Annotated in this window: 22 protein-coding genes; 15 read left to right on the plus strand and 7 right to left on the minus strand. The window is 55.4% G+C overall.

All coding sequences use genetic code 11. The features are described 5' to 3' along the window. Positions 1 to 165 precede the first annotated feature (165 nt). The 6 genes from IEY52_RS06955 (at position 166) to IEY52_RS06980 (ending at position 5,712) form a co-directional block, all read left to right on the plus strand. Positions 166 to 630 (plus strand): MarR family winged helix-turn-helix transcriptional regulator, encoded by a 465-nt coding sequence (locus IEY52_RS06955; RefSeq protein WP_189001739.1) that lies wholly within the window; start codon positions 166 to 168, stop codon positions 628 to 630. Next, positions 627 to 2,450: an MDR family MFS transporter gene (locus IEY52_RS06960; protein ID WP_189001740.1), complete on the plus strand. Its 1,824-nt coding sequence runs from the start codon at positions 627 to 629 to the stop codon at positions 2,448 to 2,450. The genes IEY52_RS06955 and IEY52_RS06960 overlap by 4 nt, the downstream gene beginning before the upstream one ends. 148 nt (positions 2,451 to 2,598) lie before the next feature. Beyond that, on the plus strand, positions 2,599 to 2,940 hold the full coding sequence (locus IEY52_RS06965; protein WP_189001741.1) for a hypothetical protein: 342 nt from the start codon (positions 2,599 to 2,601) through the stop codon (positions 2,938 to 2,940). A 154-nt stretch (positions 2,941 to 3,094) separates the two neighbouring features. Further along, entirely contained in the window at positions 3,095 to 3,505 is a 411-nt protein-coding gene (locus IEY52_RS06970; protein ID WP_189001838.1) for an SHOCT domain-containing protein, read from the plus strand. A gap of 207 nt (positions 3,506 to 3,712) precedes the next feature. Then, positions 3,713 to 4,387, plus strand: coding sequence for a response regulator transcription factor (locus IEY52_RS06975; RefSeq protein WP_189001742.1), 675 nt, complete (start codon positions 3,713 to 3,715; stop codon positions 4,385 to 4,387). Positions 4,388 to 4,419: 32 nt separating this feature from the next. After that, complete coding sequence (locus IEY52_RS06980; protein ID WP_229684664.1) at positions 4,420 to 5,712, plus strand: sensor histidine kinase; 1,293 nt, start codon at positions 4,420 to 4,422, stop codon at positions 5,710 to 5,712. 15 nt (positions 5,713 to 5,727) lie between these two features. On the opposite strand, the gene IEY52_RS06985 is transcribed toward IEY52_RS06980, so the two are convergent. After that, positions 5,728 to 6,942 carry a cation:proton antiporter gene (locus tag IEY52_RS06985; RefSeq protein ID WP_189001743.1) on the minus strand — a complete coding sequence of 405 codons (1,215 nt, stop codon included), beginning with the start codon at positions 6,940 to 6,942 and terminating at the stop codon, positions 5,728 to 5,730. 73 nt (positions 6,943 to 7,015) lie between these two features. After that, complete coding sequence (locus IEY52_RS06990; protein ID WP_189001745.1) at positions 7,016 to 7,495, minus strand: cation:proton antiporter regulatory subunit; 480 nt, start codon at positions 7,493 to 7,495, stop codon at positions 7,016 to 7,018. Between the two features lie 397 nt (positions 7,496 to 7,892). Here IEY52_RS06990 and IEY52_RS06995 point away from each other — a divergent pair, with 397 nt between their 5' ends. Beyond that, on the plus strand, positions 7,893 to 8,903 hold the full coding sequence (locus tag IEY52_RS06995) for a DUF4384 domain-containing protein (protein WP_189001747.1): 1,011 nt from the start codon (positions 7,893 to 7,895) through the stop codon (positions 8,901 to 8,903). Between the two features lie 132 nt (positions 8,904 to 9,035). Continuing rightward, complete coding sequence (locus IEY52_RS07000) at positions 9,036 to 10,943, plus strand: PAS domain S-box protein (protein ID WP_189001749.1); 1,908 nt, start codon at positions 9,036 to 9,038, stop codon at positions 10,941 to 10,943. Here IEY52_RS07000 and IEY52_RS07005 read toward each other — a convergent pair. Continuing rightward, on the minus strand, positions 10,934 to 12,826 hold the full coding sequence (locus IEY52_RS07005) for a glycoside hydrolase family 127 protein (protein ID WP_189001751.1): 1,893 nt from the start codon (positions 12,824 to 12,826) through the stop codon (positions 10,934 to 10,936). The two genes, IEY52_RS07000 and IEY52_RS07005, sit on opposite strands and share 10 nt — an antisense overlap. Before the next feature lie 188 nt (positions 12,827 to 13,014). Between IEY52_RS07005 and IEY52_RS07010 the strand changes: the two genes are divergently transcribed. The 3 genes from IEY52_RS07010 (at position 13,015) to IEY52_RS07020 (ending at position 15,259) form a co-directional block, all read left to right on the plus strand. Further along, positions 13,015 to 13,833: a helix-turn-helix domain-containing protein gene (locus tag IEY52_RS07010; protein ID WP_189001753.1), complete on the plus strand. Its 819-nt coding sequence runs from the start codon at positions 13,015 to 13,017 to the stop codon at positions 13,831 to 13,833. 138 nt (positions 13,834 to 13,971) lie between these two features. Continuing rightward, positions 13,972 to 14,697: a nucleotidyl transferase AbiEii/AbiGii toxin family protein gene (locus tag IEY52_RS07015; RefSeq protein ID WP_189001755.1), complete on the plus strand. Its 726-nt coding sequence runs from the start codon at positions 13,972 to 13,974 to the stop codon at positions 14,695 to 14,697. After that, the gene (locus IEY52_RS07020) at positions 14,690 to 15,259 is read left to right on the plus strand and encodes an endonuclease dU (RefSeq protein ID WP_189001757.1); all 570 of its coding nucleotides are present in this window, start codon (positions 14,690 to 14,692) and stop codon (positions 15,257 to 15,259) included. The genes IEY52_RS07015 and IEY52_RS07020 overlap by 8 nt, the downstream gene beginning before the upstream one ends. A gap of 5 nt (positions 15,260 to 15,264) precedes the next feature. Here the strand turns inward: IEY52_RS07020 and IEY52_RS07025 are convergent, their stop codons facing one another. Further along, the gene (locus IEY52_RS07025) at positions 15,265 to 16,521 is read right to left on the minus strand and encodes a glycerate kinase type-2 family protein (protein WP_189001759.1); all 1,257 of its coding nucleotides are present in this window, start codon (positions 16,519 to 16,521) and stop codon (positions 15,265 to 15,267) included. Between the two features lie 345 nt (positions 16,522 to 16,866). On the opposite strand from IEY52_RS07025, the gene IEY52_RS07030 reads away from it, so the two are divergent. Continuing rightward, complete coding sequence (locus IEY52_RS07030) at positions 16,867 to 17,841, plus strand: glycoside hydrolase family 43 protein (protein WP_189001761.1); 975 nt, start codon at positions 16,867 to 16,869, stop codon at positions 17,839 to 17,841. Positions 17,842 to 17,994: 153 nt separating this feature from the next. Here IEY52_RS07030 and IEY52_RS07035 read toward each other — a convergent pair whose 3' ends face one another. Continuing rightward, on the minus strand, positions 17,995 to 18,132 hold the full coding sequence (locus IEY52_RS07035; RefSeq protein WP_189001763.1) for a hypothetical protein: 138 nt from the start codon (positions 18,130 to 18,132) through the stop codon (positions 17,995 to 17,997). Between IEY52_RS07035 and IEY52_RS07040 the strand changes: the two genes are divergently transcribed. Beyond that, positions 18,131 to 19,504 (plus strand): ammonium transporter, encoded by a 1,374-nt coding sequence (locus tag IEY52_RS07040; protein ID WP_189001765.1) that lies wholly within the window; start codon positions 18,131 to 18,133, stop codon positions 19,502 to 19,504. The genes IEY52_RS07035 and IEY52_RS07040 overlap by 2 nt on opposite strands. 101 nt (positions 19,505 to 19,605) lie before the next feature. Here the strand turns inward: IEY52_RS07040 and IEY52_RS07045 are convergent, their stop codons facing one another. Continuing rightward, the gene (locus IEY52_RS07045) at positions 19,606 to 20,202 is read right to left on the minus strand and encodes a DUF4142 domain-containing protein (RefSeq protein WP_189001767.1); all 597 of its coding nucleotides are present in this window, start codon (positions 20,200 to 20,202) and stop codon (positions 19,606 to 19,608) included. A gap of 410 nt (positions 20,203 to 20,612) precedes the next feature. Then, positions 20,613 to 21,023 carry a hypothetical protein gene (locus IEY52_RS07050; RefSeq protein ID WP_189001769.1) on the minus strand — a complete coding sequence of 137 codons (411 nt, stop codon included), beginning with the start codon at positions 21,021 to 21,023 and terminating at the stop codon, positions 20,613 to 20,615. A gap of 799 nt (positions 21,024 to 21,822) precedes the next feature. On the opposite strand from IEY52_RS07050, the gene IEY52_RS07055 reads away from it, so the two are divergent. Continuing rightward, a complete protein-coding gene (locus IEY52_RS07055; protein ID WP_189001771.1) occupies positions 21,823 to 22,266 on the plus strand; it encodes a Fur family transcriptional regulator in 444 nt (147 codons plus the stop codon). A gap of 72 nt (positions 22,267 to 22,338) precedes the next feature. Continuing rightward, on the plus strand, positions 22,339 to 23,904 hold the full coding sequence (locus IEY52_RS07060) for a catalase (protein ID WP_189001773.1): 1,566 nt from the start codon (positions 22,339 to 22,341) through the stop codon (positions 23,902 to 23,904). Positions 23,905 to 23,971: the final 67 nt, after the last annotated feature.

The following is a 23,971-nucleotide window of genomic DNA, read 5'->3' on the forward strand; positions in this document are numbered from 1 at the left end:
CGAGTCCATCGTGTGCCAAACGGGATATTTCGCCGAGAAAACAAAGGCCGGGCTTCCCTCCTTGTTTCTGTCTGAAAGTGCGCCCAGTTCAGGTTGGACTCAGCAGAATGGCTTAGTTGCATTAAAATATAGTTGGATGGTGCAACTATATGCTATAACAATCACATGACGGAACCGTCGACACCCCTGATTTTTGATTTTCTCAAGACCCAGCAGGAGTTCGGTCAGCTGATGGGCAACCGACTGAACCAGCGGCTGGAGCAGGTGCACAACCTGCAACTCAAGGACCTGCTGATTGCCCGTGAAATTCACCAGGGGGCACGTTACCCCAGTGAAATTGCGGAGATGCTGCGCATTCCCCGCGACATGGTGAGCCGCAGCATTGAACGTTTGCTGCAGGCAGGCACCATCAGCCGGGAAATCGACCCCCACGATTCCAGGCGCACCATCCTTTCCATCAACCCGGAAGGGGAAGCACGCCGCAAAGAGGTGCAGCAGACCATCCAAAGCACCATGGAGCCCATTGTTGGATCCCTCACCCCCGAAGAGCTTTCCACCCTCATCGGGTTCTTGCGCAAGATGGTGGAACACGCCTACCAGAAAGAACAGAAAGAAAAGGAAAACGCATGACACAGATCACGATCACACCCAAAGAGAGAAACCTGATCCTGGGGTCCATCATGATGGTGATGTTGCTGGGCGCTCTGGACCAGACCATCGTCTCTACAGCCATGCCCAGAATCATCGAGCAACTCAAAGGGCTGGAACTCTACTCCTGGGTCACCACCGCCTACATGCTCACCAGCACCGTGATGGTGCCCATCTACGGCAAACTCTCTGATTTGTATGGCAGAAAACCCATCATGATCATCGGGGTGATCATCTTCCTGCTGGGCTCGATGCTGTGCGGACTGGCCGGAGAATTCGGTACCCTGCCCCTCCTGGGAGACGGCATGACCCAGCTGGTGATCTACCGGGCGATTCAGGGATTGGGCGGCGCAGCCCTCTTCACCATTGCCTTCGCAGTCATTGCAGACATCGTTCCTGTGGAAGAACGCAGCAAAACCCAGGGCCTGTTCGGTGCAGTGTTCGGGCTGTCCAGTGTGGTTGGACCCCTGATCGGTGGATTCCTGACCGACCACGGCACCATGCACCTGTTCGGCCATGTGATTGACGGCTGGCGCTGGGTGTTCTACGTGAATTTGCCCATCGGTCTGGTCAGCCTTTACATGCTGGTCACCCACATGCCCCTGCTGAAAATGAGCCTGGAGAAGAAACCCCAGATCGATTATGTGGGTGCCCTCCTGATCGTCACCACCTTTGTTCCTTTGCTGCTGGCCCTCACCTGGGGCGGACGCAGTTACCCCTGGGATTCAGGCCGCATTCTGGGTCTTTTTGGCACGGCCCTGGTCTCCCTGATCCTCTTCCTGATCACCGAAGCGCGGGTCAAAGAACCCATCCTCAGCCTGTCCCTGTTTAAAAACCGTGTTTTCAGCATGAGCAACCTCACCTCCATCGTGATCAACATGGCCTTCATGGGAGCCCTGATGTTCCTGCCCCTCTTCATGCAGCAGGTGCTGGGCATCTCTGCCACCAAATCGGGCACCACCATGCTGCCCCTGATGGTCGGGATGATTGGAAGCTCGATCATTTCTGGCACCATCATTGCCCGCATGAAGAAATACAAACCCGTGTTGATTGTGGGCACCATGATCATGGTGCTGGGCATCTTCCTGATGACCACCGTCACGGTTCACAGCACCCAGTTCGACATGGTCTGGAGAATGGTGATCCTGGGTCTGGGCCTCGGACCTGCCCAGAGCGTGTTCACCCTGGCCGTTCAGAACGCTGTGCAGCCCACTGAAATTGGGGTTGCCACCTCTGCCAGCCAGTTCTTCCGCCAGATTGGGGGCACCATCGGGGTGGCGATCTTCGGGACCGTGCTGACCAACACCCTCACCACCGAAATGCCAAAACACATGCCTGAAATTCCTGGCATGCAGGGCCAGTCTTTCTCTGCCCTCACGGGTGAAGGTGGGGCAGGCCTCACCGGAAACCTGGATGTCAGCAGCAAAGTCAAGGCCGCATTTGATGAGCAGTACGCCACCATCAAAGGTGCCCTGGAGGGGGACAAAAAAGCCCAGACCACCGTGCTGGCCAACCCCCAGACCCCGGCCCAGCTGAAGACCCTGGTCCAGAATGCAGACCGCACCCCGGCTGTTCTGAAAACCCAGATCCTCAGGCAGCTCAAGACCACCATGGACAAACAGGCTGACGAGCTGAGCACCAAACTCAACACAGGACTCAAAGAAGGCTTTGCTGCCAGCATCATCCACCTGTTCCGGGTGGGCATGTGGATCTCCCTGCTGGCCCTGCTGCTCACCTTCTTTGTGCCCCAGATTCCGCTCAAGAGCCGCCAGACCAACGTGCGCACTGTTGCTGCAGACTGATTCTTGCAGGTGTGTCAGACCCCTGGAGAAATTCGGGGGTTTTTGCTGGTTTGGCGAGTCTCCATCTGGCACCTGTTGATCCTTGCCGAGGTTGAGTGTCTACTCCCAGCGATCATCTGGCTACAATAGGCATCAGATTGGAGGCCACATGTGGTCTGAACATGAATTTCTGCTTTCGATTGATCCAGATTTGCTGGTCATGGGTGCGGAATTTCTTCTCGCTGACTCAGAAGTTCCTGCCCTACTGGAACGTTGTCGTCTGGAGAAGGTTCTGATTCTGGGCTTTGATGCTTTTAAAATCACCCCAGAAGGTCACCTCTGCCCACAGATGGAACACATCTATGCCACTTCACAGGGCTATAAAGACAAAGCTGCAGACCTCATCTCTTTGGCGGGTGATGAGATTCAAACTTACTTCCAGGAGCACTTTTCTGAGGGAACAGACCTTTACTTTTCTTTTGTTTTAGAACCTGAGACGGCTCAACTCTAGCTGTTGAGTCTCACTGGTCAGGCCAGGTCTCTTTGACCCCATCCCTCCCTGATTCCCGTTCACAGTGCATTCACATTTCCATCCCGCAGTGTTCACCCGGCCAGACCTATCCTGATTCCAACGCTGATGACAGCGCGAAAGGAGAAGTTTACACATGTTGGAGTCAGGAATCGGATTTGGACTGGGCTTTCTGAATTTTGTGGGTACGGTGCTGTTTTTGATGTTCATCTTTGGTCTGCTGCGGATGTTCGCTTTTGGGGGCGGATGTGGCAAGCACCACTGGAAGCACAAAAAACACCACATGCAGAAGTTCTGGCAGCAGGACTCTGGAGCCACCCAGATTGTGCGTGAACGCTATGCCAGAGGGGAAATTGACCGCGAGGAATACCAGGACCTGATGGCCGGTCTGGGCGTCAAGAAAGAAGAACAGGAAACCGTCCAGACCCAGTGGCGTCCTCCTTTCATGGGCAACGACCGCGCCCTGGAAGTGGCCCGCCAGCGTCTGGCCCAGGGAGACATCACCCCCGAGGAGTACGAAGCCATCCGCAAAGCCCTGGAGAATTGAGCCTGGAAACCTGTTCAGCGCACAGCTCACCCAATGACACGAGGACAGGACACCCCCTGTCCTTTTGACGCTTGTCTGTACAGTGCCATCAGCCATCAGCCATCAGCCATCAGCCTTCTGCTTTTTGCCCTCGGCCCTCGGCTTTTGTCTTTTGGCTTTCTGCCTTCCGCAGGCTGCCCCAACCCCATCAGGTGTAGCATGAAACCCATGGCCCAGACCATTCTGATCGTAGAAGACGAAGCCCGCCTTGCCGAGATCCTGGAAGATTACCTGAAACGGGAAGGCTTTCACACCGAGCGAGCCAGAAACGGCCAGCAGGCGCTGGAACTCTGGCGGGCCGCCCAGCCTGACCTGATCTTGCTTGATTTGATGCTTCCCATTCTGGACGGCTTTGAGGTGGCACGCAGGGTGCGGGCAGAGTCTGATCTCCCCATCATCATGTTGACCGCCCGCGACGATGAGGTGGACAAGCTGGTGGGTCTGGGACTGGGTGCAGACGATTATGTGGTCAAGCCCTACAGCCCCAGAGAGGTGGTTGCAAGGGTGAAAGCTGTACTCAGGCGTGCAAGAGGTCAGATGATCGCCCCGGAAATTTACCGGGTGGGTGCTTTAGAAGTGAACCTGGGGGCTTTCGAGGTGCGGTGCAATGGGGAACTCATGGACCTGACCACCAGCGAGATCAAACTGCTGGCCCTTTTGGCAAAGGAGCCCAACCGGGTGCGCCAGAGGGCGGAACTGCTGGCCGTCACAGGAGATGCTGCGGGTTTTGCAGATGAACGCACCGTGGATGCCCACATCAAGAACATCCGCCGCAAACTGGGGGCCTTCGGAGAGCACATCGACACCGTGAGGGGTGTGGGTTACAAGCTCATGGCCCACTGACCGGATGCAGCCCTGAACAGGAAGGACCACCGATGAAATGCACCAAAGCGGGCAAAAGCCAGGAAAGGCAAGAAGGGCAGATGGGACACCACAAACACCACAACCATCATTCTGAGGGGCACGAACACCCTTTTGAGGAACTGAGACGCCTGCGCAAAATCTGGGAGGAAGACCCCGAAGTTCAGGCCACAAAGAAAAAGTGGCGTCGGTTTAAAAGAAGAGAATGGGGTCTGCGCAAACGCCTGACCGTGGTCTTTGCTTTTGTGGCGCTGGCTGCGGTGTTCCTGAACACCTGGTTTACCCTCAATTCGGTGTCCAGTGCCCTTTTTCCGGGTCTGCCCCATGGTTCTGGCCCGTTTCACTGGCGGATGGAGGGCATTGATCTACCCGAGTACCAGCAGGCCAGAGAAGTGTTTAAACGCATCACCGGGACGGCTTTCATTTCGGGGCTGTTTTCGGTGATGCTGGCCTCTGTGGTGGCCGGTCTGGTGACCCGGATTTTCACCTCTCCACTGGTGACCCTGACCGAGGGGGCCAAGCGTCTGGAACGCGGAGAACGGGGCCTGAAACTTCGCCTGCCGTCCATGGAAACGGAATTGCGCACCCTCACCGAGGCTTTCAACAACCTGGTGACGGGTCTGGAACGCCAGGAGGCCTGGAGGCGCAATCTGGTGGCAGACATCGCCCATGACCTGAGGACCCCTCTGGCGGTGCTGCGTTCCGAAATTGAAGCCATGCAGGACGGGGTGGTGTCCACCGATGAAGCTGGTCTGGAACGCCTGCACCATCAGGTGCTGCTGCTGTCCCAGCTGGTCACAGACCTGAGGACCCTGTCTCTGGCCGAAAGTGGCGGCCTCACCCTCAAACCTGAAACCGTGAAATTGCAGGTTTTTCTGGGAGAGGTGGTGCGTTCCTTCCAGCAACGGGCAGGCCAGATGGGCATGGAGGTGAAGCTGGAAACCATCCCTCCGGTGCTCAGTGCGGTGTTTGATTCCACCCAGATCACCCGGGTGCTGAACAACCTGCTGGAAAATGCTGCACGGTATGCCCAGGGACCCATCGAAATTCAGGCCCGCAGGACCGATCAGGGCACCTTGATCAGCGTGCGGGACCACGGAACAGGCATTCCTGAAGAAGCCCTGGAACGGGTGTTTGAGCGTTTTTTCAAAGGAGATTTCTCCCGGACCCGCCAGAGCAAGGAAGAGGGTGGCTCTGGTCTGGGTCTCCCCATTGCCCGTGCCATTGTGGAAGCCCATGGGGGAACCCTGGAAGCAGAGAACCATCCACAGGGTGGGGCGGTGTTCACCCTGATCTTCAGGAAGTGAACTTCCTAATGGGACTCAGGGGGTGTCAAACCTTTTCAGCCATCTGGACTCTGCAAACCAGCGGGTCAGGGGGATGTGGCGGGCACTGACCACCACACCCAGCAGGATGCTGAGCAGCACATAAGCACTGGTGAGTTCGTAAAGGGCATTTTTCTGCACCTGGGACAGCAGGGGACTGCTGACTGCCAGACCTGCAATCACCAGGCTGAATTCCCCTCTGGGAAGCAGCATCAGGCCGTGACCCACCGAGGCACGCAGAGACAGCCCTGTGGCACGTCCGGCAAAGAAACCCGTGATGCTTTTGCTGACCAGGGTCAGCAGCAAAAGCAGGAGGGCCACCAGCAGAGAGCCCAGCAATGCCATGGCCTCCACTTTCAGGCCGAAACCCAGAAAGAAAGCCCCCACCGCCACATCCCGCCATGGGGTCAGCACCTCTTCGATTTCGTGCATGCGGCTGAGTTCTCCCACCAGTGCACCCAGCAGGAAGGCTGCGACGGCATCTGGAAAGGACAGCAGGTGGGCCAGAGCAGCGAACATCGCCACCCCTCCCAGGGTGAGCAGCACCAGTTGCTCTTTGCTTTGCTGGGCCATCACTTTTTCCAGCATGGGCCGCCCGAAACGCAGCATCACCAGGTACATCACCCCGAAAGTGACCACCCCCAGCAGTTTCTGCCAGACGTTGCCTCCGGTGAACACGCTGAGGGTGCCCAGGTACAGGATCATGGCCAGGTCCTCGAAAATCAGCACGCCCAGGGTGCGTTCAGCTTCCGGGAAGGCCACCTGTTGCCGTTCGGTGAGCATGCGGATGATCACCCCGGAACTGCTGACGTAGGTGATGCCTGCCAGGAAAATGCACTGCCAGAAAGAAAAACCCAGCAGCAAGCCTGCTCCAAATCCCACAGGCAAATTCAGCAAATCCCACAGCCCGGCTTTCATGATGGTGCCTCTGGCTTCCAGAAAACGCTTGAGCGAGAATTCAAGACCGATGAAGAACATCAGCAGCACCACGCCAATTTCCGAAAGGGCCGCCGTGATCTCAGAGGGATAAATGATGGGAAGTGGCCCCAGAGGACCACACAGAAACCCCAGTCCGATGTATCCCAGCAAAGCTGGAAGCCTGAGGGACTGGGCGATCAGGCCACTGATCCACAATCCCAGTCCGATCAGGCCGAGTTCTCCCAGTGCTCCCAGCGATTCGACAAAGTGCTTCAATCCTTCTGCATAAGGCAAAATAAACTCCTAGGATGGTTCAAAAGTGACTGGATTTGCACTTCAAATCTGAAAAATCAGGCTCTGGCCGTGTTCACATCAGGAGCACACTGGCTTTTTTGATTTGCAGGTCATTGCCAATCAAAACCAGGGTGTCTTCCAGCAGCAGGGTTTCTTTGACCTGCGGGTTGGGAATGGCTTCCTCACCCCGCATGATGGCAATCACGCTGGCTCCAGTGAGGGCCCGCAGGTTCAGTTCTCCCAGCGTGTGCCCGATGCAACTGGCCCCCTCTGCAAGGGTGATCCATTCCAGTTGCAGTTTGCCCAGCACCAGTTCAATTTCCTCTTTCAGTGCAGGGCGAGAAAAATTGGCTCCCAGCAGGGTGGCAAATTGCTGCGCTTCTTCCGGGTTGAACTGCACGGTGTCACAGGGGATGTCTTCTTTCCCCTTGAAGTGGTACATTTCGCGGGTGCCATCCGGCTTGGAGATCACGGTGACGCTGCCTCCAGAACGCAGTTTCATGATGTATTTGCGGCCCACGCCTGGCAGGGTGCTTTCGATGACTTCGACCATGCCTCAAGTGTACTGTCTGGCAGGAGAGCAGATTCCCCTGTCTGTCACAGTGGAGCCAGCTGCTGGAATGCAGAGTGGAGGTGGGGACTTTGCTGCGTGAGGAGTGCATTGAATGAAAAGGCAGGATGTCAGGAGATGATTATGGAATGGAGGCCTGACAATCACTAGAAAGCCTGCACATCAAGCAGAGGGCTTGCTGTTTAAAAGCTGACCAGATCCGAGAAACCCCTGAAGATCGCTTCATGAAGTTTCCGTTAATCACAAAAATAAACACCCGGTAAAGACCAGAGCCCAGAATCATGATGGTCAACACATCTGGAAGGTGGAAGATGTTTTCATTCAGCCCCCGATCAGCGCACCATCAGCACCGGTGAGCAGATCAAAAGGAAGGTATACCATGAAACACATCTTGACAGGTTTGCTGCTTTTTGGAACCCTGGCCCCTGTGGCCATGGCTGCCCCCCAGATCAGTCCCCAGCGCATCATTGTGAATCCCATTCAGACTTCTCTGGAGGTCAATGTTTCGCTCAACAAGGCTGCAGACAACTCTGGATACGCGACCTACGTCCCTGGTGAAAAAGTCCAGATCAAGGCCACGGTCAATGAAGACGCCTACCTGTACATCTTCAGTGTGGATGTGGCAGGTGAAGTCACCCAGATTTTCCCCAACGATTACGCCGGGGACAACTTTGTGGCAGGCGGTCAGACCGTGAGCCTCCCCGGAGCCAACGACGATTACACCCTGGAAACCGACAGCGACATCGGGGTGGGCAAGGTCTTTGCAGTGGCCAGCCGGAATCCCCTGGATTTCAATGACATCCTGGACATCAAACAGAACGCTGCCTTCGCTGTGTACTCCGGTGGCGGGCAGGACGCCTTTGCCCGTGAAGTCAGTGGTATCCTGAACAGCATTGCCGACAACGACTGGAACAGCGATGTGGCCCTGTACCGCACCCGCAAAGCAGAAGCGGCTTCTGGTGAACTGAAAGTGGTCACCAATGCCAACAACGCCCAGGTGTACCTGGATGGCCGTCTGGTTGGCGATGCTGGTGTGACCCTGGCCAAACTGACCCCCGGTTCTTACCAGCTCAAAGTGGTGGCTCCTGGTTACGTCACCTACTCTGCGCCCATCACCATCAAGCAGGACCGCCTGATCAACCTGACCGTGAACCTGCGCCAGACCCCCTCCACCAAGGCCAACCTGAACCTGGTGCTGAACGTCAAAACCGCCAAAATCTACATGAACGGCCAGTACCTGGGCAACTCCCAGAACGGCAAGTTCACCACCAGCCTGCTGAAGAACAAGCAGTACAAGGTGTCGGTGGTCGCCCAGGGTTACACCAACTTTGCCGCCTATGTGAAGCTGACGGGCAACAAGACCCTCTACATCAACCTGCGTCCCCGTTGATCTCAGACAACACAGTCTTTTTGAAGAAGGAGTCTTTTAAAAGGCTCCTTCTTCTGCTGGTTGCAGATGCTTTCCTGAAAGCCAACTGAGGAAAAATGCTGTCTGCGGCGATTTTCTTCTACACTGAAGAGCATGTCTCAGGTGCCCCAGAAACCTGCTGTTCAGAAAACCAGTGGGACCATGCTGCTCAGTCGGATCACGCCACTGGTGCGGGATTTCGTGAGGGATTTGCGGAATGCCCGGTCTCCCCAGCAGGCGCTGGAGGCCATTCACACTTTGCTGGAGGTCCTTCAGGGACCGTGCTGGTCTGTCCTGACGGTGCAAGAATTTCAGACAGAAAAAGTGGTGGCCCAGGTGGGCGATCCTCCCGAGGGGTGGGCCTCTGCGGGGTTTTCTGCTGCATGCTCTGAAATTGCTGCAACAACAGGTGTGCGCCAGATGGAACTGGGCCGCAACGCCTCCACCTTGCGGGCCTGCATCTACGTGCAGTGTGAACGCCAGGATTTGTGGGAAGGCATTGCTCCCCTGCTGGAACTGGCTTCCGGGGAAGTGCTGGATTTGCTGGAACAGGAACAGCAGTCTGCTTTGCAACAGGCCCATGAAGCCACCCTGGCCCAGCTGAAATCCATCATGGACAACGCCCCGATTGGTCTGGCCCTGATGGACCACCAGTTGCGGTTCCTCTTGATCAACCAGAAACTGGCGGACTACAACAACAAAACGGTGCAGGAGCATCTGGGACGCACCATGAATGAGGTGTATCCCGGCAATGAAGGTCTGGCAGACCAGTACTTTCGTCAGGTGCTGACTTCCGGGCAGCCTGTACTGGATGTGGAACTGGAGTCCAGACGCTACCCGGGTCGGTACTGGCTGGCCCATTACTTCCCGGTTCGCACCCCCCAGGGAACCTTGCTGGGTGTGGGCTGTACGGTGCAGGACATCACCGACCGCAAAAACATCGAGCATGTCCTTCAGGAAAGTGAGCAACGCTTCCGACAGATGGCAGACACCGCCCCGGTGATGGTCTGGATGTCCAGCCTGGACGGTGACACCGCCTTTTACAACAAACACTGGCTGGAATTTCGGGGGCGCAGCAGTGAGCAGGAACTGGGTACAGGATGGATGGAAGGCATCCACCCGGAAGACCTGCACGGTTGTCTGGAGATTTTTGCCCACAATGCAGAGCAGCAAACCGCTTTTGAGATGGAATTCCGCTTGCTCAGACACGACGGGCAGTACCGCTGGATTGTGGACCGTGGAGTGCCCCGCTTCACCGAAGCTGGGGTGTTTCTGGGCTTCATTGGGGCTTGCATTGACATCCATGACCGCAAACTTGCCCAGGAATCCCTGGAAGAATTGATGGGGGTGCAAAAACGCTTTGTGGCGGATGCTGCCCACGAACTCAGAACCCCCCTCACCAGCATTCAGGGCAACCTGGACATCCTGTTCCGTTATGACCGCATTCCCAAACAGGAGCAGCAGGAGATTTTGCGGGATGTGCAACGGGAAGCCACCCGCCTGGGCCGACTGGTCCATGACATGTTGCAACTCGCACGGGGAGATGCTGGAGCGGCCCTGCGTGAAGAAGAAATCGACCTGAAAAGGGTGGTCCTGAATGCCTGGAGGGAAATCGAGCGCATCAGCAACCAGCATGAATTTGTGCTGGGACCCCTGGACCCTGTGACCACCATTGGAGATGCAGACCGCCTGATGCAGCTCACCTTGATCCTGCTGGAAAATGCCGTCAAGTACAGCCCGGATGGAGGGAGGATCTCCCTTTCCCTCACCGCTACAGAAGACCAGGTGCATCTGCTGGTGCAGGACACCGGGCAGGGGATTGGTGCCCAGGACCTTCCACGGGTCTTTGAGCGTTTTTACCGTGCAGACCAGAGCCGCCACCGCAGTGAAGACCCTGGAGGGACGGGTCTGGGCCTGCCCATTGCGAAATGGATTGTGGAAGGCCACGGTGGCAGAATCTGGATTGAAAGCGAACCGGGCAAAGGAACCACGGTGCACACGGTGCTTCCGCTTCAGGAGTGATCCAGCCACACCTGCATTCTGCCTTCCTCCCGGTTGGCCCAGGTGTAGTAAGGCACCAGGGTGATCTGTTCGGTTTGCAATGGACTGTGGATTTTTGCAGTGTACTGGTACAGTTTGCCTGACCAGGTGGGATGCAACTTGACCTGACCGGTGCCTTGCAACACCAGAGCGCCCTGCAAAGCACTGCTGGCCTGAAGCTGCAAGGTGTTTTCTGCGGGCAACACCAGATCCCGCACATCTCCTGCATGGTCCACACTTTCAGCACAGTACAGCAGAGGCCCCCGGAACACGCTCACCTTGCCACTGCTGTCTGCCACATGCGGATGGCTGACCATGAAGCGCACAGGCATCTCCAGATTCAGTTGAACTTCGGTGGTGCCCTCCCAGTTCCGTTGGATTTCAAAACATCCAGCAGGAACATTTTGAAACACTTCACCTGAGACCTTCACGCTGGCGTTTTCACACCACGCAGGAATGCGAAGTTTGAGGGCAAACTCGCCTGTGCCTTCAATCACCAGTTTGATGTGCCCATCCCAGGGGTAATGGGTGTGTTGTTCAATGCGCACCATGCGTCCATCCCAGAGCTGGATTTCACTGCTGGACTGGGCATACAGATGCACATGAATGCTGTCTTTTTCCGTGCTGTAAAAGTAACCGGGCAAAGTGGCCAGCAGCCTCGCTGCATTCGGAGGGCAACAGGCACAGCCGAACCAGCCCTGACGGCGGTGCTCAGGACCTGCGGCCAGTGGGTTCACATAAAAATAGGACTGTCCATCCAGAGAAACTCCGGGCAAAGCTGCATTGAACAATTGATGCTCAATCAGATCGGCATATTTCACATCGCCGGTCAGGGAAAGCATCCTCTGGGACCACATGATGCTGCCCACAGCCGCGCAGGTCTCGTTGTAAGCACTCTCGCTGGGAAGCTCGTGATCTTTCCCGAAACCCTCGATGTAATGCCTGGGACCGATGCCGCCATTCACCGACATGCGTTTTTCAGTCATGTTGTGCCACTGGGCATCCAGAGCATCTTTTAAGGCCTGTTCCCCGGTTTCCAGCACAAGGTCAGCCGCGCCAGCACTGAGGTAAACCATGCGTACAGCATGTCCGGTCACTTCCTTCAAATCACGGAAAGGCTGGTGGTCCTGACCGTAACTTCCCCAGAAGGTCCAGATCTTCTCACGGGCCAGACCACGCCCCCGGGCATCCAGGAAATACTGTGCCAGTTGCAGGTGCTGCTGGTTTCCAGTTTCCCGGTAGAGTTCCACCAGAGCCATTTCGATTTCGGGGTGACCATCCACCCAGGGTTTCTTGCCTTCTTCAGCAGGACCCAGCGTCTGGGCCATGTGCCGGGCATGCTTTTCAGAGACCTCCAGCAATTTGTTGTTGCCCCCTGCACGATTCAAAGCCACAGCCGCCTGAAACAGGTGTCCAGCACAATACAACTCATGGGCTCCAGTGTCCGTGAAGCGCTCATGTTCCCTTTCGAACATGAAAAAGGTGTTCAGGTAGCCGCTTTCACACTGGGCATTTTCAATCAGCCCGACCAGTTCTTCAATTTTGTTTTGCAGTTCGGGATGCTGGCCTTCTGCCAGGGTCCAGGCTGCAGCCTCCAGCCATTTGTAGGCATCAGAATCTGCAAAAAATGGCCCTTCAAAAGGAATCTCAGGGTGTCCAGCAGCGCGTCTGAAGTTGTTCAGGCAACCTGACTCTTCCAGTCTGGCGTATTGGCTGGGCAGCGTTTTCTGGCGGTTGATGTCCCGTCTGGGTTTCCAGAAGGTGTCTTGAAGCTGCACCTGCTGCAAAGAAACCGGATGCAACCGGGAAAAAGGACTGTTTGCTGTGCGAATCACAGGAATGCTGCGTGTCTGGATCTGGGTCATGGGTTCTCCGGAAAATCAAGGAATGGGAACAGCACAGCAAAAACCTTTTGCTGCTGGTTGGGCTGGTTTCCTTTGGGCGAGGCATGCTTCGTCCCTACATCTGCCTTCTGTTTCTTGCTGCCATCTTGACACCATCCCCCGCCCCAGACAAGACTGGAATCACCTCAAAAAGGAAACCATTTCCGACCATGGTCCAGAACCTTACGCTCAGCATGCAGCTTCCCATCCGCACCGATGTGGCAGGCCTCTTTGTGTCCAGGGGCATTGGCACCCACCCGGACCGCATTGTGGACTTTTTTGAAGTGATTTACGTGCGGGAAGGCACCCTTTTCATTGCAGAGGATGGTCGGTATTTTGCTGTCCAGGCTGGAGAAGCGCTGCTCTTGATGCCTGGAAAGAGGCACTGGGGTTTTGAGCCCTACCAGAAGACCCTTTCTTTTTTCTGGATGCATTTTTACCTGCAGGACAGCTCTGGAGGCCAGCAGATTCTCCTCCCCAAACATGTGCAGGTGCAGCGCCCTGACCACCTCAGTGCCCTGTTCAGGCGTTTGCTGGACGAACACGAAAGGCCGGACAGCTTTGCCCTGGCCCGGGATGTGCTGGGTTTGCTGCTCTTGACCGAACTCAGCAGGTCCGAACAGCAGGTGGCAGAGCCCAGAAATTCCCTGCACCGCATTGCCAGCGAAGCCCACGCTTTCATTGGCCTGCACCACCAGAACCGGCTGAGCAGTGGCCGGATTGCCCGGCAACTCGGGTACAATACCGACTACCTGGGGCGGGCTTACCGGACGGTTTACGGGCACACCCTCACCGAGGGGATCAACCGCTACCGGGTGCGCAAAGCCTGTTTGTTGCTGCTCAACACCCGCAACACCATCGAGGCCATTGCGCAGGAATGTGGGTTTAAAGAGGTGGTGTATTTCAGGCGGGTGTTCAAGGCCCTGGAAGGGGTGACGCCCTCCAGGTACCGCCAGTTGCATGCCCAGATGCATGTCAACACCGAGTAGTGCTCAGGGAATGCAGCTTTTAGGCCAACCCACCTGTCCAGAGTAAGCACAAAAATCCTGTCCTGTCGGGCCAGATCCTTCTGAAATGCAAAGATGGAACTGAATTGCTTTGTCCTCTCAAATGGAAATTGTGCCATTTTGACCCTGCAACAGCAGGATGTCTTTGAATTGCACCTCACCACCCATCCCCTCCATCCAGAACAGGTTCAGGGGTTCACCTGGCTTTGCAGGCAGTTGGGGGTCAAACCTCTGGTGATTGAACTGCAACCCGGCCTTCCCATTCAGCCCATGACCTGCTCACGGGTGCAGGGAACGCTGGCTGTTCCAGACTGTGAAATCCACCTGATTTTCGAGCATTCTGAAATCATCTGGGCAGAAACGCCTTTTCCGGGCCTCAGGGTGTTCCTGAAAGGGACGTTGCCAGACCAGGGCGCCCAGACGTTCCAGATTGACTTTGCGTTTGGAGACCCGCTGGTTCATCCACCTGTTGATGTGCATGTGGAGGGGGTGGGCGCTGTGCTGTCCTGCCTCCCGGAAATTCTGGTGGCCTGGAAGTTGCATGGCCTGACCGAATTTGGACGGGGACGCTGGAGGGCCAAGGACCTGTATGATCTGGCTGTGCTCAGTGAATTGAACCTGAATTTGCAGGTCTTGCAGGCTGCTTTGCCTGTGGCTTTCACCAGCAGGGGAGATGACCCTGCAAACCTTCAGGACTTTTGCACCCGTGAAAACTGGGGATGCAGCACCTCGGGACAGCGCAAATGGCGCTCTTTCCTGAAAAAACACCAGTTGCAGCAGAATTTTCTGGATGCTCGCCACAAGGTCAGAGGGGTTCTGAAGAAAATGGGGCTGGACCATGCGTGACAGCAAACTTTCCCACACCATCGGGTTTGATGATTTTCCTTTTCTGCGCAGCCACCGCGGAGACATCCAGATCGTGGGCACCGTGTATGCAGGCCTCAAACTGGAAGGCATCCTCAGTGCAAAAATCCGGCGTGACGGGGCCAACAGCACCCGTGTGATTGCCCAGCTGGTGAAAAACTCCAAGTTTTACCAGCACACCCAGTTGATCATGCTGCAGGGAATCGCGCTTGGTGGGTTCAATGTCATTGACATTCACCAGCTCAGTGCAGCACTGGACCGGCCTGTGCTGGTGGTCTCCAGACGCAAACCCAACCTGGAAAAAATCGAGGATGCCCTTCTGAACCGGGTTCCGGGGGGAAAACGCAAATGGTCCCTGATCCAGAAAGCCGGACCCATGGAGCATGTGGCCGGGGTGTATGTGCAGCGGGCAGGTTTGACCCTGGAACAGGCCGGGCAGGTGATCCAGCGGTTTGCCTCTGGTTCCAACATTCCTGAACCTTTGCGTGCAGCACACCTGATTGCAGGGGGTGTGGCAACGGGGGAGAGTCGGGCCAGACCTTAAACCGATCATGAAGTTGCTCCATCCCCAGGGATGAACACCATCCGGCCGTCATTCAGGTTGTTCTGTGTCGGTCCTGTCACCACCAGTTGCCCCATGCTTTCAAAAAACCCGAATGCATTGTTGTTGTCCAGGTCCTGGCGGATGTTTCTGAGGTTCTGGCTGCGCTGGAAGGTTTCCGGGGTCAGGAAAGCGCCTGCCGCATGGGTGGTGCCATCGATGCCATCTGTGTCTGCTGCAAAGGCCCACACACCCTGTTCACGCAGGTGCCAGCACAGCCACAGCAGGAATTCCTGATTTCTGCCGCCCTGGCCTGTGCCTTTGACCGTGACGCTGGCCTCGCCGCCACTGATCAGCACCACGGGGGGTTTGAAGGGCTCCCTGTGTTCCCGGATGCTGCGCACCAGTCCAGCATGAAAGGCGGCCAGCTCGCGGGCTTCTCCGGTGAAAGTGTCTCCCAGAATGAAGGCAGGAATGCCCTGCTGCACCCAGAAATCCTGCACGGATTTCAGAAAACCATGGTTGCTTCCGATCAGGATGTTTTCACTGTGGACAGGTCCCGTTGAAGGTTGTTGCTGGGCCTGCTGCAGTAACAGAATGGCATTTTTCAGCTCTGGGCGATCATCCAGACCATACCGCCTGAGGACGTCCAGTGCATCCTGGGCGGTGCTGGTGTTTTGCACGGTGGGACCAGAGGCAATCACATCTGGATCATCTCCGGGCACATCCGAGAGCAGCAGCGAAATGACTTTTGCCCGGGTGCCCTGGGCCAGCTTTCCGCCTTTGATGTGGGAAAACTGCTTTCTGACCGTGTTGATTTCGTGAATGGTGGCTCCACTGTTGAGGAGCAGTCGGGTGAGGACCACCTTTTCAGGTCTGCTGGTGCCTTTTGGGGCGCACCACAGCGAACTCCCTCCACCACTGACCAGCACCAGCAGGGTGTCCTGGGGTCCCAGAGCCTGGGCCAGCAGAAGGGCTTGCTGGGCAGCCAGTTCACTGTTTTCGTCGGGGGTGGGATGGGAAGCTTCCTGCAGGGGGATGAAGCGGGTTTCTCCGCCGTGTCCATAGCGGGTCACAGCATGTCCTTTGATTTGCGGTCCATAAAAGTCTTCGGCGGCCCTCAGCATGGGAAGTGCAGCTTTGCCCACCGCCAGCACCGCCAGTTTTCCCTGTTCAGGAGGAGGAGGCAGGTGTTTGTGGGTGAGGGTGTAGGGATGGTTTTGTTGCAATGCAAATTGAAAGGCTTGCAGCATCAGGTCTTGCATCTGTCTTCAAGGTTAATGCAGGAGCAGAGGGAAATTCCAGAAAGAAGCCAGGGGCCATCCAACCCATGAAGACACACCGTTCATCAGTTTGTTGGAAGTCAGCTTGTGTGTGCTTGCTGCAGCAGGACCCTTGAAATGAGGGTTCACGGTGCAACAGTTGGCCTCTCCAGGCCGCCCGGTTTTGAGAGTCTTGACAGCCGATTCGACCGAGTGCTAATGTGTGAGCGATCACATCAGCGACTCAACGGTTCAAATTCTTCCAGCAAGCTTCTTCTGGTTCGTGCACGCCTCCTGACACATGTGAACGATCACAGTGAAATTTCCCCCAGCAGCAAAGGAGTTTTCATGAGTTCAACCCCTGTTTTTCCCAACCCTCTGGTCGAACAGCGTGCCGATCCCTGGGTGTACCTGCACACCGATGGTTACTACTACTTCACCGGTTCGGTGCCCGAATATGACCGCATTGAACTGAGGCGCGCAAAACGGCTGCAAGACCTGGGCAACGCAGAAACCGTGGTGGCCTGGAGAAAATACGAAACCGGACCCCTCAGTGCCAACATCTGGGCCCCTGAACTGCACTTCATTGAGGGCAAATGGTACATCTACTTTGCTGCAGCCCGCACCACAGAAACCAGAGATGGCCTCTTTGACCACCGCATTTTTGTGCTGGAAAACGCATCAGCCAACCCCCTGGAAGGCGAGTGGCTTGAAAAAGGCCAGCTGAAAACCCGGTGGGAAAGCTTTGCCCTGGATGCCACCACCTTCGAGCATCTGGGGAGGCGTTATCTGGTGTGGGCACAAAAAGACCCCCAGATTTTCGGCAACTCCAACCTGTACATCAGCGAAATGGCAAACCCCTGGACCCTGCAAGGCCCCCAGGTGATGCTGACCACCCCCGAGCATCCCTGGGAGGTGATTGGCTTTCTGGTCAATGAAGGGGCTGCTGTCCTGAAGCGCAATGGCAAGATCTTCATCACCTTTTCGGCCAGCGCCACGGATCACCATTACTGCATGGGCCTGCTCACTGCCGATGAAAATGCAGACCTGCTGGACCCCGCCTCCTGGAGCAAATCCCAGGAACCGGTTTTTCAGACCAGTGAAGCAAACCAGCAATATGGTCCCGGTCACAACAGTTTCACCACCCTGCCAGACGGTCAGGATGTGCTGATTTTCCATGCCCGCAGCTACAAAGACATTGTGGGCGATCCCCTCTATGATCCCAACCGCCATGCCCGGGCACAGGTGTTTGGTTATGGGGAAGATGGAGCCCCGGTCTTTGGTGTACCCTTGCCAGACACCCAGCCTGAACCCACCCCCTGAACGGCAGGCATGTGAAGCAAATGTAACATAAATTTTAAGAAACTTTTAAAATGTCCATTTGTGTTCTATATGTTTCAGAAAACCTTTTACAGCTTTAAATCAAGTAAAAATTTGAAATGAAAGAAAATTCCCTTGACAAGATCAGGCTTTCTGCTATTCTGACAGCAAGAAGGACGGATGGATGCCCAGCACACCCTCCGGCTTCTTGCTGCCCTTTTCGTTCTGACGCACCTCTGCCCATCTGGCTGAACGCTGCTGCATGATTCCCCATGCAGCACTGGAGGGAATCATGAAACGAAACACCCACCTCTCTCTTTTTGGCTGCTCGACTTTGCTGGCCCTCACCACCATTTCCCATGCCCAGGCTGCTGTCCCACTGACACTGGACCGTGGAGACACCGCCTGGATGCTGATGTCCAGTGCCCTGGTGCTGCTGATGACCCCTGGACTGGCTTTCTTTTACGGCGGCCTCACCCGAACCAAAAGCGTCCTCAACACCATCCTGATGTGTTTTGGCACCATGGGTGTGGTGGGGGTGCTGTGGGTGCTCTTCGGGTACAGCCTGGCCTTCGGAGACAACGCCAGCAGCCCCTACATTGGCACCCTTGCCAACCTCTTCATGAACGGCATCGATCAGAACACCCTGTATGGCACTTTTGAAGCAGCAACGGGGCATGCCATTCCCAAATACGTTTTTGTGATGTTTCAGGGCATGTTTGCCATCATCACCGCTGCATTGATCAGTGGCGCATTGGTGGACCGCATGAAATTCTCCATGTTTCTGCTGTTTGTGTCGTTGTGGAGCCTGCTGGTGTATGCACCGCTGGCGCACTGGGTCTGGGATGCCAGTGGCTGGTTGTTCAAAATGGGTGCCCTGGATTTTGCCGGAGGCACCGTGGTGCACATCTCCTCCGGGGTTTCAGCCCTGGTGGCTGCCACCCTGCTGGGAGAGCGCATGAAGGCCACCAAACGGCTTGCCCTTCCCCACAACATCCCTTTTGTGTTGCTGGGCGCAGGTCTCCTGTGGTTTGGCTGGTTTGGCTTTAATGCTGGATCTGCCCTCGGAGCCAATGGCAGTGCCTCCCTCGCTTTCATCACCACCAGCACCGCCACCAGTGCCGCCATGCTTGGCTGGCTCCTCTGGGAAGCCATGCGTGGTCAGAAACCCAGTGCCATTGGTGCTGCCACTGGCTCAGTTGTGGGCCTCGTTGCCATCACCCCTGCTGCTGGTTTTGTCAGTCCGGGGTCTGCCATCCTGATTGGTCTGATTGCATCCACCTGTTCCTTCTGGGTGATCCAGTACAAGCACCGCATGCGCGCCGATGATGCCCTGGATGTTTTCGCCTGCCATGCTGTGGGTGGCGTTGTGGGGTCCCTGCTGACGGGTGTGTTTGCCTCCAGAGCCGTCAACGGTGCCTACTCTGGGGTACTGGATGGCAACTGGACCCAGCTGGGCATCCAGGCTGTGGGGGTGATGGCAGCCATTCTGCTGGCTGCTGCTGGAACCTGGCTGATCCTGAAGTTGCTGGACGCAGTGTTCCGCATCCGGGTGGCCCCTCCGCATGAAACTGCAGGTCTGGACGTCTCAGAACATGCCCAGCCTGCATACCAGGAGGAACAGGTGCCCCCCCTGGGTGCTCCAGCCATTGTTTCTGGAGATTGAAGGTTTCTGGAGATTGAAACTCTCCATTTTGAAGCTGTGAACAGCTCAAAAAGCCCTGAGTACACATCAGGGCTTTAAAGCTGGATGGATTCAGGGTGTGTTCAGGGTGTTGCTGCAGGAATGGCATCAACGGCCTGATGGTGGGCTTCCACCACAGGCCAGGCTTTCTGGGCTTCGGTCCTGATGATGGGGTTGGCATATTTGCTGCCCAGGTAGCTTTCCAGCAGGTTGAGGGCTTCTTCATGGCTTTGCATCATCTGGGCTTTGTATTCGGCATCAAAGCCGTCTCCGGCATTCTCCAGCCTTTCCAGCATGACCTGCTGTCTGGCACTGACATCAATGTCTGCAGGAAGTTCGTAAGCAGGATTCACCTTGCCCACCGCTGCTGCCAGTTGTCCCCGCAGGTTTTTGTGGTCGCTCAGCATCAACTGGGCAAAGGTTTTGACTTCTGTGGCTTTTGCCAGGGTCAGGGCCAGTTCTGCAGCTGCAATTTCGTAATTGTGCCCCTGGGTCATGCGGCTGACAAAAGTGCGGTCTGTAAAAGTGAAAGAGGTCTCTGAGGCCAGGCTTTCTGTCATGGCTGCAGGATCCTGTTGCAATTTTTTAGCTGAGAAAGTGGGAAGGTTGCCCCCTCCAGTGGCAGAAATCAGCAGTGTTGCAGCCAGACCCAGACCCAGCAGTTGCAATGTCCGATTCATAAGCACCATCCTTTCAAACCAGCAACCAGAGCCTGAGCAGCTGGTTTTGCAATGTTCAATGGTTCTACCCTAACAAGCCTTTTGCTCACAGGATGTACACATTCCTACAAGAAAGCAGGCAAGCAGACAGGTTTTGGGACAGGGGTTTCGGAGGCACTGGAGCTTGAGACGCCAAAAACACACATGAAAAAACACACATGAAAAAACACACATGAAGTGTTGCAGGGATTCTCACGGGAAGAGGTTGTGGCCGTTGCAGCGAGCAATTGTTGTCTTTTGAAGATCACGTTGTGCTTTCAGCAACAATCATGAAATGTCTGGAGTCTGAAAGCAAAAGCAGCATGTTTTTGAAAAGAGGAAAATCAAGCAAAAACCCCCACATGATTGTGGGGGGATGGATTAAAGATGGATCATTTCTTCTTGCGACTGGAACCCAGCTTTTTGCCTTTTTGTTCACTGGCCTTCATTTTTTCGCGGGTGGCAGCAGCAGCAGTTTTGAAGTCCAGAGAGCCAGAAGCATACGCTTCCAGGGTGGGTTTGATCCGTTTCTGGCGCTTGCTGGTGTTCAGTTCCTGGGTGACTTCTTCATACCATTTTTCATATGCAGGGGTCAGTTCAAAGATCATTTCTTTGGCCTGTCGCTTGTAGGTGTCACCACTGCTGCGACGGCTGTATTCCTTGGGGAGCTCAAAACGCCCTTCAATTTCTGCGGCATCAAAGATTTCGTCGCGAACTGCATTACGGAACTGGCGCACGAACTGATCACTGCGCTGAGCATTATTGAGTCCCTGTACGGCTTCACTGAGTTTTTGTAGCTTCATGCTGTGTAGGATAACAGGAAAAAAAATAGAAATCAATCACATTAAAACGCCCCTTGCCTTGAGGAGACCCGACAAACCGTTTCAACAATGCGGATCGCCTATACAAAAGGCGGGAAACACCACATAGATGCTGTAGTGAAACTGAGTAAGCTGCCACAGAAGGGTAAAGAATCGTTGTTCAGCAAAGGGAATCTTTCATTGCAATGTGGAGGTGGATTTGAGTTGGAAAAGGCTTGTGTGATGGAGATGCAACAACTGTATGAATGGCTGTTTCAGCAATACGCCATCCCCCAGCACGCCGCCTGGGTGGGATTTTCTGGAAGGTCAACCCATTGCAGCAGGTCTGCGAAGGAGGGCTCCCTGGGTGATTGCCTCAGCCTTCTGAGACGGCGCAAAGACCATAGGGTTTTCTGAAGGAGGGTTGTGGACTGCTGTTCCAGCCTGTCACAACACCAGGTTCTGGCAGAACAATCCTGCATCACATGAACCATCAAAGGTCTTATGATCATAAAAATGATACATGATTTTGTAGATGCTCTTCCTGTAAATGTCCTTCTGTAAATTCTGTTGATTTGCTTTTGTAGATCTTCGATGATAAAAATCAGATGACTCACAATGGTTTCGGATGGAAAACATTTGGAAATCAGAAATCTGGTAAAGCAAGCATGTTTTGCTAAAACAACTCCAAAAGCACGAGAGCAAGATCAAATCAATTTCTGCTCGGGAAAACCAGAATGTGATGGGTGCTGGTGTGCAATCCTGCAACTGCCTTTTGCCAGGTCTGCTACAATCACCTTTTATGGAAGACCCCTCACAGATCATCCAGAAGCTCCAGACATGTGGTTTGCGTCCCAGTGCACCACGCAAAACCCTGCTGGCCTATCTGATGGGGTGTGATCACCATCCCACCCCTTATGAACTGTTGGAAGGTCTGAAACTGAGTGGGCATCCCATCAGCATTGCGACCCTTTACCAGAACCTGCAGGTGCTTTCAGAAGCAGGACTGATCCGCAAATTTGTGGATGCAGATGGCACTGCCCGTTACGATGCCAACACCTCTGCCCACCACCACCTGCATTGCACAGCGTGTGGCAGGATTCTGGACCTGGATCTGTCAGACGAATTGGCGTCGGCTCTGGTGGCTCTGGGGACCACAGCAAACTGGCAGGTGCAAAAAATTCAACTGGACCTCGAGGGCCTCTGTGAACGCTGCCAGATCAGGCTGTCTGCGCTGCAGGATTGAACGGGCAGCACCGACTTTGCCTATTTTTCATATCCATAATGATTATGAATTTGTGTTAGACTGGTCAGCATTATGGCAGATGATCCGAACCCATTGAACACCCAGAACAACGGCACTTTGACCACCAGCACAGGCGCTCCTGTGGAGAACGATTCCAACACCCAGACCGCAGGATGGCCCGGCCCCAGCCTGTTGCAAGACGTGCACTTCATTGACAAGATGGCCCACTTTGACCGGGAAGTGATTCCCGAGCGCCGGGTGCATGCCAAAGGTGCAGGTGCTTACGGAACCTTTGAAGTCACCCACGACGTGACAAAATACACCCGCGCCAGCTTCCTTTCCGAAGTGGGCAAGCAAACCGAAGTCTTCCTGCGCTTTTCCACTGTGGGTGGAGAACGGGGCAGTGCCGACACCGAACGGGACCCCAGAGGCTTTGCGGTCAAGTTCTACACCGAAGAAGGCAATTACGATCTGGTGGGCAACAACACCCCGGTGTTCTTCATCCGTGACCCCCTGAAGTTCCCGGATTTCATTCACACCCAGAAACGCGACCCCAGAACCAACCTGAAAAGCCCCAACGCCATGTGGGATTTCTGGAGCCTGCATCCCGAAAGCCTGCACCAGGTCACCATCCTGTTCAGCGATCGGGGCACCCCTGCCAACTACCGCGAAATGCACGGCTTCGGCAGCCACACCTACATGTGGTACACCGACGCTGAAAATTACGTGTGGGTCAAATACCACTTCAAGGCCAGAGGGGGCTTCAAAACCTTCCATGCCTCAGAAGCCGAGAAATGGAAAGCGCTGGACCCCGACCACGCCACCCGCGACCTTTTCGACAACATCGAAAACGGCAATTTCCCGGTGTGGGATGTGGCTGTGCAGATCATTCCTGCAGAAGAAGCCCCGACCTACAAATACGACATCTTCGATGTCACCAAGACCATCAGCCAGAAAGACTACCCCCTGATTCCCATCGGGACCCTCACCCTCAACCGCAACCCTGAAAACTACTTTGCCGAAACCGAACAGAGCGCTTTTGCCCCCAGCAACTTCGTTCCGGGCATTGCTCCCAGCTTTGACAAGATGCTGCAGGGCCGCCTGTTCAGCTACGCAGACACCCACCGCCACCGTCTGGGGGCCAACAGCCACCTGATTCCCGTCAACAACCCCAAAAACGCCAGTGGCTCCAACTACCAGCGCGATGGAGCCATGATGACGGGCAGCAACGGAGGCCGTGGTCCCAACTACTACCCCAACACCTTTGGTGGCCCCCAGGAGAAGAAAGACATCTCTGTGCCGCAGCTTTCGGTGATTGGTGCAGCAGCCCGTCAGGACTACACCCACCCCAACTCGGACTTTGTGCAGCCCGGCATCCTGTACCGTGAAGTCCTCACCGAAGACAAGCGCGTTCAGCTGATCGAGAACATCGTGGGTGCGCTGGGTGGAGCTGTCAAACGCCTGCAGTACCGCCAGACCGCCCTGTTTTACCTGGTGGACGAGGATTACGGCAGCCGTCTCGCAAAAGGCCTGAACCTTGATCTGAACCGGGTGATCGAACTCTCCAAACTGTCCCAGCAGGACCGCGTGCAGGCCACCCTCGATGATGAAGCTTTCCGTGAAGTGGCCTCAGTGTAAAAAAGCTGGATCAAAACCAAATCAAAGTCAAATCAAAGTCAAATCAAAGTCAAATGACCAGAAGCAC

Origin of the sequence: Deinococcus roseus, from assembly GCF_014646895.1 — a bacterium.
Taxonomy (GTDB): domain Bacteria; phylum Deinococcota; class Deinococci; order Deinococcales; family Deinococcaceae; genus Deinococcus_C; species Deinococcus_C roseus.

Excerpts from the sequence above, each read along its gene's own strand:
- IEY52_RS06955 (WP_189001739.1), top strand. The coding sequence starts at position 166 with ATGACGGAACCGTCGACACCCCTGATTTTTGATTTTCTCAAGACCCAG.
- IEY52_RS06960 (WP_189001740.1), top strand. The coding sequence starts at position 627 with ATGACACAGATCACGATCACACCCAAAGAGAGAAACCTGATCCTGGGG.
- IEY52_RS06965 (WP_189001741.1), top strand. The coding sequence starts at position 2,599 with ATGTGGTCTGAACATGAATTTCTGCTTTCGATTGATCCAGATTTGCTG.
- IEY52_RS06970 (WP_189001838.1), top strand. The coding sequence starts at position 3,095 with ATGTTGGAGTCAGGAATCGGATTTGGACTGGGCTTTCTGAATTTTGTG.
- IEY52_RS06975 (WP_189001742.1), top strand. The coding sequence starts at position 3,713 with ATGGCCCAGACCATTCTGATCGTAGAAGACGAAGCCCGCCTTGCCGAG.
- IEY52_RS06980 (WP_229684664.1), top strand. The coding sequence starts at position 4,420 with ATGAAATGCACCAAAGCGGGCAAAAGCCAGGAAAGGCAAGAAGGGCAG.
- IEY52_RS06990 (WP_189001745.1), bottom strand. The coding sequence starts at position 7,495 with ATGGTCGAAGTCATCGAAAGCACCCTGCCAGGCGTGGGCCGCAAATAC.
- IEY52_RS06995 (WP_189001747.1), top strand. The coding sequence starts at position 7,893 with ATGAAACACATCTTGACAGGTTTGCTGCTTTTTGGAACCCTGGCCCCT.
- IEY52_RS07000 (WP_189001749.1), top strand. The coding sequence starts at position 9,036 with ATGTCTCAGGTGCCCCAGAAACCTGCTGTTCAGAAAACCAGTGGGACC.
- IEY52_RS07005 (WP_189001751.1), bottom strand. The coding sequence starts at position 12,826 with ATGACCCAGATCCAGACACGCAGCATTCCTGTGATTCGCACAGCAAAC.
- IEY52_RS07010 (WP_189001753.1), top strand. The coding sequence starts at position 13,015 with ATGGTCCAGAACCTTACGCTCAGCATGCAGCTTCCCATCCGCACCGAT.
- IEY52_RS07020 (WP_189001757.1), top strand. The coding sequence starts at position 14,690 with ATGCGTGACAGCAAACTTTCCCACACCATCGGGTTTGATGATTTTCCT.
- IEY52_RS07025 (WP_189001759.1), bottom strand. The coding sequence starts at position 16,521 with ATGCAAGACCTGATGCTGCAAGCCTTTCAATTTGCATTGCAACAAAAC.
- IEY52_RS07030 (WP_189001761.1), top strand. The coding sequence starts at position 16,867 with ATGAGTTCAACCCCTGTTTTTCCCAACCCTCTGGTCGAACAGCGTGCC.
- IEY52_RS07040 (WP_189001765.1), top strand. The coding sequence starts at position 18,131 with ATGAAACGAAACACCCACCTCTCTCTTTTTGGCTGCTCGACTTTGCTG.
- IEY52_RS07035 (WP_189001763.1), bottom strand. The coding sequence starts at position 18,132 with ATGATTCCCTCCAGTGCTGCATGGGGAATCATGCAGCAGCGTTCAGCC.
- IEY52_RS07045 (WP_189001767.1), bottom strand. The coding sequence starts at position 20,202 with ATGAATCGGACATTGCAACTGCTGGGTCTGGGTCTGGCTGCAACACTG.
- IEY52_RS07050 (WP_189001769.1), bottom strand. The coding sequence starts at position 21,023 with ATGAAGCTACAAAAACTCAGTGAAGCCGTACAGGGACTCAATAATGCT.
- IEY52_RS07055 (WP_189001771.1), top strand. The coding sequence starts at position 21,823 with ATGGAAGACCCCTCACAGATCATCCAGAAGCTCCAGACATGTGGTTTG.
- IEY52_RS07060 (WP_189001773.1), top strand. The coding sequence starts at position 22,339 with ATGGCAGATGATCCGAACCCATTGAACACCCAGAACAACGGCACTTTG.